Source organism: Lacticaseibacillus styriensis, from assembly GCF_030770295.1.
GTDB lineage: Bacteria > Bacillota > Bacilli > Lactobacillales > Lactobacillaceae > Lacticaseibacillus > Lacticaseibacillus casei.
In genome coordinates, this window is the sequence record NZ_CP132483.1 from 2344155 (window position 1) to 2358022 (window position 13868).

The 13868-nt window shown below is 46.4% G+C and carries 10 protein-coding genes; all 10 read right to left on the bottom strand.

Annotated features, from left to right (window positions below):
* Positions 1-4482, bottom strand: a complete 4482-nt coding sequence (essC, locus tag LACSTY_RS11060) for a type VII secretion protein EssC (RefSeq protein WP_087912680.1) — start codon at positions 4480-4482, stop codon at positions 1-3.
* Positions 4466-5641 carry a type VII secretion protein EssB gene (gene essB, locus LACSTY_RS11065; RefSeq protein ID WP_161492246.1) on the bottom strand — a complete coding sequence of 392 codons (1176 nt, stop codon included), beginning with the start codon at positions 5639-5641 and terminating at the stop codon, positions 4466-4468. Before essB ends, essC begins: the two co-directional genes overlap by 17 nt.
* Positions 5642-5646: 5 nt before the next feature.
* Positions 5647-5952, bottom strand: coding sequence for a hypothetical protein (locus LACSTY_RS11070; protein WP_087912682.1), 306 nt, complete (start codon positions 5950-5952; stop codon positions 5647-5649).
* Between the two features lie 2 nt (positions 5953-5954).
* Positions 5955-6506, bottom strand: coding sequence for a type VII secretion EssA family protein (locus LACSTY_RS11075; protein ID WP_151466739.1), 552 nt, complete (start codon positions 6504-6506; stop codon positions 5955-5957).
* A complete protein-coding gene (locus tag LACSTY_RS11080) occupies positions 6484-8004 on the bottom strand; it encodes an ABC transporter permease (protein ID WP_087912684.1) in 1521 nt (506 codons plus the stop codon). The genes LACSTY_RS11075 and LACSTY_RS11080 overlap by 23 nt, the downstream gene beginning before the upstream one ends.
* Positions 8001-10085 carry a type VII secretion protein EsaA gene (gene esaA / locus LACSTY_RS11085; RefSeq protein WP_087912685.1) on the bottom strand — a complete coding sequence of 695 codons (2085 nt, stop codon included), beginning with the start codon at positions 10083-10085 and terminating at the stop codon, positions 8001-8003. Before esaA ends, LACSTY_RS11080 begins: the two co-directional genes overlap by 4 nt.
* 73 nt (positions 10086-10158) lie before the next feature.
* The gene (locus tag LACSTY_RS11090; RefSeq protein ID WP_087912686.1) at positions 10159-10455 is read right to left on the bottom strand and encodes a WXG100 family type VII secretion target; all 297 of its coding nucleotides are present in this window, start codon (positions 10453-10455) and stop codon (positions 10159-10161) included.
* Positions 10456-10826: 371 nt separating this feature from the next.
* The gene (locus LACSTY_RS11095) at positions 10827-11786 is read right to left on the bottom strand and encodes a UbiA family prenyltransferase (RefSeq protein WP_087912687.1); all 960 of its coding nucleotides are present in this window, start codon (positions 11784-11786) and stop codon (positions 10827-10829) included.
* Positions 11783-12721 (bottom strand): 1,4-dihydroxy-2-naphthoate polyprenyltransferase, encoded by a 939-nt coding sequence (menA, locus tag LACSTY_RS11100; protein ID WP_047105560.1) that lies wholly within the window; start codon positions 12719-12721, stop codon positions 11783-11785. Before menA ends, LACSTY_RS11095 begins: the two co-directional genes overlap by 4 nt.
* A gap of 54 nt (positions 12722-12775) precedes the next feature.
* Positions 12776-13843 (bottom strand): FAD:protein FMN transferase, encoded by a 1068-nt coding sequence (locus tag LACSTY_RS11105; RefSeq protein ID WP_087912688.1) that lies wholly within the window; start codon positions 13841-13843, stop codon positions 12776-12778.
* Positions 13844-13868: the final 25 nt, after the last annotated feature.

Below are 13868 nucleotides of genomic sequence, written 5' to 3' on the forward strand. Positions count from 1 at the left end.
TTATTCCTCGCTGTTAGCCTTGGCCACTCGGACCTTCGCATAGCGCCGGCCGTTCATGTAGTAGCCTTCATTGATCGTTGGAAATTCTTCATTTTGGATGTAGCCAACGTCAATTAACGAGAAGTCGGTCATTCTTGCCCCGACAATACCGGTCTTAAAGTTCGTCTTAAGCAAGTTAATGGCAGGCGAGAATTGGGTTTCTAAGGCTTTCCGATCAACGCCAACAATGACGTGAATGCCAAGCTTTCTAGAATTTGTGAAGAGGTCTTCCACGTCTTCATCGCTAAGCGGCTCCACTTCCAGTAACTGTTGCACGTCACGGATATAAACCACCATGTCCGGTGAATCTTGATGTTCACCCTGTTGCCGCAGATTAATCTCTTTTCTAATCTTGTCTATGATGTGACTGTATTTTGTCGAATCCCCCGAGGTAGACATGGCTGTCCCAAACCGCTGAACATCGTCTGTCGATCCAAGTAACATCGTCTCATAGCTATTACCCAGCCCGGCCATGGCATGGATGACGGTTTGTGCATATTCATTCGCTTGCTCGTCGCTTTCTGAAGTCAAAATAAAGACATCATCCTTGTCAAAGTTGACACCAACTGGCTCCGTGGTATCCAATCGTAACGCCAATGGTAAGATTGTCTTCGGCAGGCGTTTAACCGCTGGTCGATTAGCAAATTCTTGATAGCTGAATTCATCAGGCACCATTGGAATAGCTTCCGGTACTTTACCGTGCCAGGCCGCCTTCATGGCCTTTGCTTCAGTCCGAATGCTTTCCAGAATCTTCAGGCCATCCTTGCCGGCTGCCGGTTGATAGGTTTGGAATAGTTGGGGATTATCCAATTTGACCAAGCCACGGCCAGGAATCTCATCGACTTTCAGTTTGGTACGACCAACAATATCGGCATTTTCGGTTTGATCAATCAAGTGAAGTGCATATTGGGTCTTCAAGTTAGCAACCATTTGTACGCGAATGGCCGCATGGCGGTTAGCCGAAATTAACAGGTAAATCCCGACACTGGCACCTTCACGTGATATGGCCGTCATCGTTGATTCAACAATTTCTTCAAATGACGTTTCACGAACGGCGTCATAGTTATCAATAACGATTTGCAACAACGGCATCGTCTTACCTGTAGCAGCCTCGTATTGTTCAACCGATGCAACCCCGACTTTGTTAAGTTGTTGCTTGCGGCGTTTGATTTCACGATTTAGACGTTCTGTGAGTTTCTTGACCTTTTCCGTTTCGTCAATCCGAATCAGATCGGCAACGTGTGGTAAGTCTCTCAGTGCGAGTAAGCCGTTCGTACCAAAGTCAACAAGATAAAAGTGCATTTGCTCCGGTGTGTTGGCTCGCGCAAGTTGCATCACAATTGTCTGTAAGAAAGTTGACTTACCATAGCCCGGACTAGCAAAGACTGCTGTGTGGGCATTCTTAATCAGATCAAACTGCAACGGACGTTGTGCCTGCTCAGACGGAATGTCAACGATGCCAATCGGTACTTCCATATGCTTTGTCTGCTCCCATGCAGTTTTCCAGTCAATTGCCTTGTCGGGAAGAATGGTCTTCTTCAACGGTGGCAACCATGGCTGAGGCAAGCGATGAATGTCATGCTTGGCAGCATAATCATGAATGTAGTCGATCACGGCTTCCAATTCGGTTGGCTTCTTCTTAATATCTGCTGTCTTCTCGCCGCGTTCATCACTGAGGTCTTTCGTGAGGATCTCATATTGTCCCATCTCGTTGATGGTGTAGAGTGGTAATTTGCTGACCTGCTGTTCATCCTTATCCGGATCGTAAGTGGCCCCGGAATAAGCGGTCTGGAATAACTCATACTTCTCGTTATTCCCCACCTGCAGGTAGCCACGACCGGGTTCAACGATGGAAGCGGCATCCGGCGTATGCAGGATTTCATTTGAATCGGCTTTATCCTGAACTTTCAAGGAAATCTTGAACTTGGAGTTGGACCAGATCTGGTCATCAACGACACCGCTGGGTTTCTGGGTCGCGAGAATTAAGTGAACCCCCAAGGAACGGCCAATTCGGGCGGTTGAAACCAGTTCGGTCATGAAGTCTGGTTGATTGGTCTTGAGTTCGGCAAATTCATCACTGATCAGGAATAGATGGGGGATCGGTTCTTTGGCAACCCCTTCGTTATACAGGCGTTGGTATTGGTTGATGTGGTTGACATTGAATTCACCAAATAAACGCTGGCGACGCCGCAATTCAGCGCGAATGGATTCAAGTGCCCGCATGCTTTGGGCCCCGTCTAAGTTAGTGATAGCGCCAAGTAAATGTGGCAGGTTTTTAAATAGATTCGCCATGCCGCCACCTTTATAGTCAATCAACAGGAAACCGACATCACTGGGTTTGAAGTTGACCGCCATTGAAAGAATATAGGATTGTAAGACTTCCGATTTACCGGAACCAGTCGTCCCGGCAAGTAGGCCATGAGGGCCATCGGCCTTTTCATGCAGGTTTAACGTGACAATATCTTCCGGTGCCCGTTCACCCAAAGGCACGGCCAGCGATTTAAACGGTTTGTTGGTTTGCCAGCGGTGACCGATATCCAGATCGGCCACATGTTTCTTGCCGTACATTTCCATAAAAGTGACTGACTTGGGAATCGAATTCTTGAGACTTTCCAGATGATGCAAACCCGCCAATTCGTGGACAGCTTGATTCCGGTCAAACGTTTCCGGAAAGTGGTCAGGGACAAACGCCTGATCGCTCAACTTGCCTTGTTCAAGCAAGACCTTGCCATGCTGCCGATCGCCGATATCGATAACCGTGGTCACGTGTTCTGGCAGACTCTGAATGACATCGGCAACGAAGACCAGTGACACCCCAAGATCGGTGAGGTCTTTGGTCAGATATTCCATAATGGGGTGATCCAAGATTAATTCGTCGTTAGCCAAAAACAGCACATAGTGTGGTTTAAACTGCAGCTTTTCTTGGGCATTGCTGGATTCTTTCAGTTCCTGGTCACGTTCTTTCAGAATCTGATAGAACGAGTTCAGAACCTGATCCCGACTGCGATCATGCCAGACAAAACCGCGAACGTTCATGGCGTGCAGCGTGAAATGCGGTAACCAGCGCAACCACCACCATTGATCTTTTTCGGCTTCAGGGAACACAGCCAAGAATTCCACGTCATGGTAACTGTGAAAAGTCGCCAATTGCAGAATCATCTGCTGGATATGTTCAATGACCAGAGAACGCTGGCCAATGATCCCGACCGGCCCATGCATCAGATCGGTGGTAATCGGCGCATGCGCTAAAGTTGCGTGGTAATCCTTAATCGCCTGGCCTTCATGAATTAACGGATCCTCGCTGAATGCCTCGGCATCAAAGTCGATTTTGTAACTTGTCGGCACCGTGCCAAGTCCCAGTCGATACGTTAAGAAGTCAAAGTGCAGTGGCGTCTTCTCGTAAATCCGGGGGTCGACATGATGGATCATATCGCCGATCTTATTCAGATTCGGATAGTGATAGTCAAGGGCGTAACGCTGTTTGCGACTTAATTCATTTAGCTTGCCGTTTTCTTCGTCTAAATAAGCCTCATACTTTTGTTTACGATCGGCGGTTTGTTCCCGGTATTCGGTTTTGCTGTGGAAATAACTGGAAATGGAGCCGACAACCGTGGCCAGACTCATGCCAACCATTGACAGCATCATGACCGGGTTACTGCCGGATAAGGTAATCATCATGATGGACATAGCCACCATCACGACTGGCGGTAAGATGACGCGTCCAAGATGTTGATCCGGTGAGGTGGGTTCCTGTTCCGGCGCTTCAACCTTAACCTGCGTTTGTGGTGCCCGGTAGATAATCCGCGGTGACCGGTGATAATTGGGATAATCATCCGGCAGCTTAATCATCTCTTCCGTGATCACGCGCAGATGCAAAGTCGCCTTGCCAAACGGATCATGAACTTCCAAATGATCCCGCTTTGGCGTTAACCGAACATCGGCAAAGTAAATCGGATCGCCAAATCCGAGATAATGGGTTCCTTCCCCGACTAACTCAGTCCGTAAGTAAACAGACCCGGCATAAATCACCAGATCAAAGTGATCCGCCTGCCGCTTCAGCGCAAACGAGACCTTCGTGTCCTGCAGATAAATGGCATCCCCGGCATAAGGCCCGCCAAATAGTTCGTTGACGCCCATCAGGTCAAAGTATTGCGTGACTGCTTGCGGAACCAAGTGGTAGGACAACTGCCCGACCTTGCGGGTTTCCTTCGGGGCAATGGCCTGACCGTCAATGGTCACGACACCGGCCTTAATCGCGATCTTAGTGTCACTCGGCGTATCCGCCATCCGATACAACGGATCGGCTAGGTTAATCTGCCGATCCTGCTGAGGATCCACCAAAATCGTCTGCATCAAATGGTTATTTGAAATTAGCAATCGATCCGGCTTCAGTTTCTCTGCTGCCGGTGCTGCTGTCGTGACGGGTTTACTTGCTAAGTCCATTAGCAGAGCCTCCTAGTTTTTTCTTGTAACTGTCAATCAATTTCTGATACTTTGCAAGTTGGGTTTGTTTCTGATCACCGGTCAAGGAAGTGTTGGTATTGGCCTCTTCATACAACTTGGTGTAGATATACAGGATCAACTGGTTATCACCAATGTATTGCGCCAGACTCAAGGCCTGTTTAAAGTCACCCCGACCGTTGTAAATCCAGAATTTCAGATAGTTTTGATCACTCTGTAACGAGACGTTCTTCAACACATTTTTCTTCTGGACACTGCTTAGCCCCTCTGTGTTGATATAGGCGGTCGCGAGGATATATTGCTCGGCTTTGGGCAATTTTGCCGGCTGATCATGTTTCAGGTCATTAATGACAGCATCGTAGTCGGCACTCAGATAACTTTTCTGACTGGCTTGCATGCGGTCATCAAATGGCACTTTGAAGGCCGTGAAGTAAACCGTTACGCCGATCAAGGCAATGACAGCCACCAAAGCGGTATAAAACCCATACCGATAAAACCGGTAACGCCGTTTCGGCACGACATCGTTGGTCGCCCGCGTCCGTTCGCGTTCAGTCGCCAAGGCCTGGTCGACCAAAGCTTTAACTGCCGTGAAATCAGCTGCTTCGATAATACTTTGGTTAAAGCTGGTTCTTCTCACCCGATTAAAGTCGCCTTGTGCCATCTGCTCAAAGTCGCGCTGATTGGCAATGACATACAGCACAAATGCCTTGTATTGAGACAATAGCTGTTCGGGCGTTAATGTTTTAGGCGGCACAATGTCGCGCAAGCCACGATGAACCACGAATGGGACAAAGCTTTCATCAAAGACCAAATTGTCTGGATGAATGAGCACGGTCACACGCGACTGCTCAAATTTCTCCAATTGCGCCAGATTAGAAAGTAGCGCTAACTGTTCGACTCGAGATAGTTGCTTCCGTAATTCGTCAATCGTCTTGGTTTCAGCAGGACGCTGATATGTCCAGATGACATTGTCACCTTGAACTGTGACCGTTCCTGATAGAAGGTTGGCATCCGGTGTCAAGCCTGCCTCCAGTTCATTCTTCGCCGCGCTGACTTGTGCCCGTGAAATAGCTACGGTGATTTTGCCGGTTTCGTACTGTAAATGGAGTTCGTCCCCGTTCAACTTTATTGTTTTTTCCACGCGTTTCACTCTTCCTCTGTTGTTATTGGTTTGCTGGCGCCTTTAGCGACCAATATGATATCAATCACATCGCCTTCAGCTAACGAGAAGTTGCTCATTAACTGGCTATCGGTTAAGATTTCGTCTTTGTATTTCAATCGTAGAATGTCAATGGCGAGCTGATTGCGATCAAGTTCGAGGTCTTCGGTGATCTGTTCTCGCAGTTGACGAGTGGTAATCCATTTAGGAACACGAAGGTCGCGTTCTTGCTTAACATCCCCATCGGAGACTACTTCCAATGCAACGTTGACATATTCATTTTTATCGGCCAAGATTATGCCCCCTTCTTTGTTGGCAAGGTCTTTTCTCGCTGGCGCGTCCACTGTCTGACAAGCAAACCGGCACCCCAGCCACCAGCAGCAAAGATAACTAGGACGAGCCCAATCAGTAGCCACCGCACGATTGGCAATCTCTGTTGTTGTCCTTCGTCCGTATCACCCGTTGTTTTTACCGTTTGTGGCTTCATAAAGACCTGGTGTTTTATCTGTTTTGTTAGTTTTTGATGATCTTGCTGAATCTGCGGCGCTGTTTTGAAAGTTTCCTGCTGGATCTCGTGTCCCATGTTCTGTCTTTCTTTTGCTTGTTTCTTCGCCGCTTGATTGTATTGATCACTAAACAAATCCGGTACCGCTTCAGCAGCTTTAGTCGCTTGCTTTTGTTGACGGGCAGTATCGGCGTTGGCTGTGTGCTCGATCACTTGATCATTGAGTTGCAGATTGCCGTCATTAGGATTAACGTCAGCCAAGACTGACTGTTCCTGTAAACAGACACTCATCAAACAACACAGGATGATGAAGGCTAATCTACTTAGCAATTTCCGCTTCATTAGCCGCACCGTCCTTTCTTCCCTTCTTGCGCCGATAGACCAATAAGTTGATAACAACGCCAACGACAGCTGCCCCACTGAGATAGAGATAGCTCGGCCATCCAAGATTGGTGCCTCCGGTTAGTTGGGTAATGCAAGATTCAATCCATGAGAAAGGTGAAATGGCTGTCATCGTTTTGGTCAGTGTCCCTGCAAGAACCTGGACACCTAAGCTCGGCGTAAAGAACAGATAAATCGCAACAATGATCAAAAGTGCAAACATCCCAATCGCTTTGAACTGTCGGAGTAAATAAGTCGCCAACATGACCGATACCAGCTGAATCAAACTAATAACGACAATCCAAGTCATATCGGATACCTGAACCGTGTTGAGGATCCGAGTTGACAAGAAGCCGATAACAATTCCTTCGACAAGCCCAGTACCTAAAGTAATAAGCGTCCATGGCGTATTCTGCCAAACAAAGCGATCTGTATTCACAAAGCGATCTGCTACACTGGCTCGTCTTCTCTTCTCGATCGTTGCTAAGATATACGCAGTGAACAACGTTGCAAATGCCATAATCAAGGTTAGGTAATATGGCATGATCGAAGTTTTACTCGTGATTTCGCCATTATTCTTGACGTGAACCGGATCAGCCAAATAGTTATAAACTTTTTGATTATCTGCCTGGCCATTCTTAGTATTGCCTAGAACTTGAGAAAACTTTTTCGAGTAATTGTCGTTATTGCCGACAACTTTTGTCCAACGTTGCGTCAGTCCACTTGCATTATTCACAATCGTCTTGCTGCTGTTAGCAAGTGTATTCGTAGTTTTCTGAAGCGTGTGGAAAGATGGTGTCATGTCCTTTACTTTCGCAGCATCGCTCATAGTCTGAGTCACAGTCTTTTGACTATCTGCCATCTGATCCTGGAATTCTTTGACTAAGGCCGGTCCACTTTTAAGGTCTTCCTCTAAAGTAGGCTGTTTTACCAGGTCTAACGGTAATTTGGTATCATCCAGTACCAAGTTGGCTTTAGGAGATAATTTTGACGCATGGATATATGCTGTTGCCTTCTTATACCAGCTCACCAACCGATCTGCTGCTGTTTGAATCCGATCGGTTTGTGCTGAGACCGCATCCGTTTCATTTTGATACTGTTTTTTAAAGTCAGTATTTTCACTTTGCTTAGTAAGTGCGGTTATCTGGTCAGTTATGGCTTTATCCTGTTGTGTTGCTTCACTAACAAAGCCAGGAGCTAGCTCTTTTGCGGCCATTTCCGCAACCGCATCATCAATATCCGTGTGTTCCAAAGCGTAGTACAACGAATCTTTACCGGCTTGATCCGTTAGCTTCTTTTGACTAGATGGATCAAGCTTCTGATCCGCTTGGTTACTTGAACCGTAGTAATTCGTAATTAACGTGCTAGCCTGCACGATTTTAGTTAACTCTGTGACTAAATGCGTTAACTTCTGTTTAGCCGCCGCGTCCAATGCGGGATGATCCAGTTTAACCGTCAACTGATTATCATCCGCCAGATTTTTGACCTTATTGGTTTCCTTCGTTGTTGACTGATCGGGTGCCTGCGCATTCGCATCAGTCTTGTCGGTATCAGTCTTTTGGTCAGTACCTGTGTCGCCAGCTGCATCTGTCGTCTTTTGAGTCTGATCTCCAGCAGTAGCCGGTTGTGTCGTGGTCGTTGCCGCTTGCTCGGCTGGAACTTTTTGACTTCGGTTATTGTTTTAGTCCCGTCGTTAGTCACCAATTGCAATTGGTAATTCACTTGAACAGTATTGTCGTCTAAAACCGACTTCGGTAACTTGCCGCTCTTTAGATGGAATGCTGGCGTAAACTTCAAAGACTGCGATTCAGTGTCTTTAATGGCAGTGATCACGATGTTGTTTGACGTTGCCGAAATCGTAAAATGCTGACTATCAAACTGGGAAGCGATATCATTCACTAATTTGTTCGTGTCAAGTTCAAGGACGTCAGGGGTTTCAATACTAATCTGTACTTTCTGTCCCGACTTTAAAGCATCGATTGGCACAAAGATCCCTTGCTGGGTATGTGCCTGTACACCATTAATCAGGTTCTTAATTGACTGATCAAAGATGGTTGGCGATTTGCGATCCTTGCTTGTGATCTGATTGTCATCCGCAAACTTATTGATTAAGGCAATATCCTGCTTGTAGCCATCTGACGTCGCTGTATCAATGTTGTCAAAATAAGTTAACCATCCAAGTAAATCACCTGTGTCACTCGGAACTTGTTTGACGGCATTCTGAAGGTTTTGGCTGATCAATTTTTCAGTTGCCTGATTGACTTTCGGTTCTTCATAATGATGCTTGTTTTGTTCGGTCTTAATCTCTTTTAAGATGACCGATTGAACGTGCTTTTGAACCACATCAACGTTCGTTACATCACCTTTTTGATCACCAGAAAAGAAAGTGTGTAAATCGGCTTGCGCCGTGTGGAGTTTTTGAATCTGACTGTCAATAGCATCGTTCTGTGTCACATATAGCCGATTCATTGCTACCAAACTCGGCTTCAACGCCTTATTCGCATCAATTAACGACTGATAAGCTTGACCATGGGAAATTTGCCCACCGGATAGACGATTAAACAAGTCAAACTGGCTATCAATATTTTGGTGAAAGGTATCATATTCCTTGGCATCGTGATTGTACTGGTTCTGATAAGCAGCCAATGCTTTTTTGTTGTTGGCAATCAGTTTCTTGTAGTCCTTGTTCAAAAGATCCGACTGCTTTTTCTGTGAGTCTTTAAAAAACTCGGTCATCGTCTGCTTATTATTCTTCATCTGACGCGTTTGGGAATCGTTGAACTGCTTTAAGCCACTAAGCGTCGTGTTGCCATTTTCGATAACACTTGTCATAGAGCTCTTGGCTTCCTTGTTAAATTGCGTGGCCTGACTCTTCCAATCATCGTAATCGCCCTCGATTTGTTTACTCTGATCGGTAAGCGCCGAGAACTGGTCGCCGAGCCCTGAAAAGGGTTTGTTCACTTGCCCTGTTAAAGTACCATTTAACTGGTTTTCCTGAACAACGATACTCCCGACATTATTTTGTGCAGTATGTAAATTGTTAATCACGCTGGAAAAATACATGTTAATGACACGTTGGTTAAATGTTTGAAGTAACGAGTTAATCTGTTCCTGTGCTTGCGAACGAATTAACGAATTCTTGCTAGTATTCAGCTTATATTCAAGCTCCGCGCTTTTAGGATTCGCGCTTTCCAGTTGCAATGTTTCTTGTGTGAAATTAGCTGGTATGACCAACATCATCTCATAGCGCTTATGCCGCAAACCATTTTCGGCAATACTTCTTGAAGTAACTGTCCAAGCATTCTTCGGATCTTGTGTCACTAACTGTACAAAGTTTTTGCCAAAGTTATAGCTCTGGTTATTAAAGCTTCCGCCGTTATCTTCGTTCACCAGCGCAATCGACAACCGATAATCTTTATGCGGTGTTGCTTCACTAACGCTCTGATTGTTCAAACTTACCTGTACAAGCCCGATGATTAGGATCAAAGCAAGCACCAGGCCGCCAATCAGATACCGATATTTTTTCAACTTTTCCCTCATGATGTTGCTCCTCCCCTAGTATCAAAAAAAGCCAATGAACATTTTGCTCATTGACTTTCCTTGTGTTAACCCATTACTGGAAACCAAAGCTCTTGGAAATGCTTTGATCGGTTTGTTCGAGCGTATTTGCAGCGTTGTTAAGTTGGCCGTTGATTTGCTGCAACAACTGTGAAAACTGTTGCACCTTTGGCTTCAACTGTTCGAACTGTGCTTGGTATTGCTGAAAGGCTTGACCTTCCCATTCGCTTGCGATTTGATTCGTGGTTGATTCTAAAGAGCGAAGAACGGAATCAACCTGTTGTGAGCCATTGGTATAAGCTTTCGCCTGACTGCGCAACTGATCTGGGGTGATACGGATTTGACCTGCCATGTGGCACCTCCAAGGTTTATTTTGAAAAGTTTAATATATCAGTTGGTTCGCTTTTGATAATACACTCATAAGCTATAGAAAGTAAATAATTTTTTTGAAAAAAATTAATTTTTTAATTTAGGCTCGGTTATATGTCCTCGTTTTTTATATTCTTAATTTAGAATATAGGTGCACGTGAACCGCCACAAATCAACCTATTAAAAGGGCTTTGAATACAGCCACTAACACCCATCGCAATTTATACGTTATTGAAATTAGCACTATCGGTTATTAATTGCTAATGTTCTCTATTTTGACCATTCCATTAGGCCTAAAAAAGCAGCTATCAAAAAGTGATAGCTGCCTACTTGTAGTGTTTTATCTTTTTATACCTAAAACCAGATTCCCAACCACAACGTCACCAACAGCGCCCCACCAAAGCTCAAGAGCGAACGAATGGTGAAAATAAAAGTTTTGTCTTTACTAGGTGAATTGGTATAGGCCCTTGTGTTGTGGAGCACCAGTGGCCATGTCGCCAGTACCAGCAAACTCCAAATCGGCAAGATGCCAGTAACGATGCCGAGTAATAAGGTGACAAAGGTGGTAAATGGAATTAGCCGGTACCAACGCAAGGCACGCTTTTTCCCGAGGTAATAGGGCAATGTGTAGCGTTCATTTTTCACGTCTTGTTCCAGATCGGCGATGTTGTCGGCAAACATGACCGCTGCGTTGAGGATGACAATCGGGAGGACGGCGATGAATAATTGCAACAACCAACCGAGATTCAGTGAAAACGCAAATGTGCGACGGCCCAAGACGAGATCCAAAGGTTGCGGTGCCTGCATGTTGATCAGCACGGCAATCGTGAATGTGCCGAAGCCTTCGACGATGCCGGCCAGCAATTCGCCAAGCGGGAGCCGGGATAACGGGATCGGACCAAACGTATATAGAATGGCGATGCCAACACCAATGGCACCGATGACCAGAAGGCTGAGATTCGTGCGCATCACAAGAAGCAGGCCAAGAACGACACTCACTAATAGCATCAGAATCGTCAACGCCAACATCCCCCAAGGAGAAAGATGCTCGCGGCCGATGATATTTTGTTGTTGCTGATAACTATGGTCCTTAGCTTTGAAGTAGTCTTGCACGTTGTTGAAGCCAGTGACAAACAAAGCAATGGCAAGCTGGGCCAAGCCGTAAAGCAGGCTGTTGACCCAGGAAAATTGTTGAAAAGCCCACGCGGCGTAACTAATGCCTAGCGCATACGGCAGCATGCTCGCGGCTTTTGCCGGTAAGCGAATAAATTCAAGGAACAGCGGCCAGGTTAGGTGTTTGTATGGTTGCGTCATAACAAGACCCCCATTCCCAAGCCGAGGGTTAATAAACCATTTTCCAAAACCAGGTTCACGACGGCAGTGTGGAACGTTCGCGGCTTGCTTGGATCGCGAATAAAGCGATGGACGTTGCGAATGACCAGTGGCCACGCCAACTCAATCAGCAATGCCCAGCTCGGCAAGGCGCCAAACACAACAGCTAACAAGACCGCGAGGAAACCAACATAGGCTAACAAGGCGTAAACCCGCGGTGCCCACCAGTGACCTAAGTACATGGGCAACGTATGCCGATGATTCCGCTCATCTTCCTCCAAGTCAGCCATGTTGTTGGCCAACATGACGTTAGCAATGGTGGCCATTGGCGTAATGCAGGTCAAACCTAAAGCGATGATGGCAATAAAATCGCCACGCAAGACAATTGTCGGCCACCCCCAATCCAAAGCGATCAATTTTCCAGGGGCAATATTAATATAAGTGGCAATCACCGGAATGCCCAAGCCCATCACGACACCGGAAAAGATTTCTCCCAGTGGCAACCGCGACAATGGTAACGGTCCCCAAGTATATAAGATACCGATTGCAAAACAAGCCATCCCCATCAACAACACAAGCCAATCAGTCCGCACAACCAAAATAATTCCAAGCAGCGAGGCGCCTGCCAGCATCCCGATAATGATTCGGCTGACTAACTTTGGATTTAACTGTTCCCGGCCGATCACATTAACGGCTTGCTGATAGTGTTCATCTTTGGCTTTGCGATAATCCATCAAGTTGTTCAGCGCGGTAGTCATCATATCAAAAAGCAACATCGCCACCAGGAATAACCCCGTGTTCACAGCATTAAAGCCGTGAAAGTAACTCACTGCAAATAACGTACCAATCGCAAACGGCAAAATACTTGCCAGCTTCGTGCGAATTTCCACCAATTCCAAGAAAATCGGCAGCGTCATCGACTTCCCCCTTTAAACGCGCTCGCGTGGCCAGAAACCGCGCCAGTTCACGCTCTACTTCTTTAAACTCGCCAGCGTGTATCCGGAATTTTTGAACAGTTTGAAACTGTCTTTCAATCCCGAGCTGACATAAACTTTTTTGTCTTTGGTGACAAAAATGGCATCGGCATATTTCAGCTTTTCGATATATGCCATCCCATCGACTAGCCCCTTATCAAACGTCGCGGTTGACAGAGCATCGCCATCGACACTTTTGTTAGTGACGATCGACACGCCCATCAACTCATTGTCAAATGGGTAGCCGGTTTTGGGATTCATAAGGTGCATATAAACTTTACCATTAACTTTGAGATAGCGCTCGTAGATTCCGGAGGTTACAACCGTTTTGTTACTGGCAGGCAAGGTACCGATCGCCGTCCCGCGTGGCTTTTTCGGATCCTGAATGCCGACATTCCAATCTTTCTTCGCATCCTTGGGGCTCTTACCCATGACGAAAATATTACCGCCTAAGTCAATAATAGCCGTGGTGACATGTTGTTTCTTGAGTGTCTTAACGACTTCATCGGTGATGAACCCCTTCGCGATGCCGCCAAGATCAATGGCCATGCCTTTTTTCTTCAGGTAAACGGTCTGTTGCTTCTTATTAAGAATGACATCTTGGTAATGCACCAACGGCAACTTGGCATCAATTTCGCTTTGGGCCGGTTTGCGGGCATCGGCAAAGCCAATGTGCCACAGACTGGTGATCGGCCCGATCGCCAAATCAAACGAGCCATTGGAATTCTCGCTGTAATGCTTGGCCGCCGCGATCACGCGATAAACACTCGGCGTCACGTGAACCGGCTTGATCCCGGCGTTTTGGTTAATCTTATCAACTTCCGACCCCTTTTGATTGACCGTCAGCTGATCGGCCAACTGTTGAACCCGGGAAAAAGCGGCATCTAACGCCCCTTGCTTGCCCTTGTCATAAATTTTAACCGTGACAACCGTGCCCATCAAAAACTGGGTATCCGAATAAGGGTCGCCTTCGACCAACGTGCGTTTCGCTGCAGGCTTACTGGAACAGGCAGTCGCTACCAATGCCAGCAGCATCAGTAAAACGACGACAACTCTTTTCTTCATATATATAGTCCTCCAATTAGTCGCA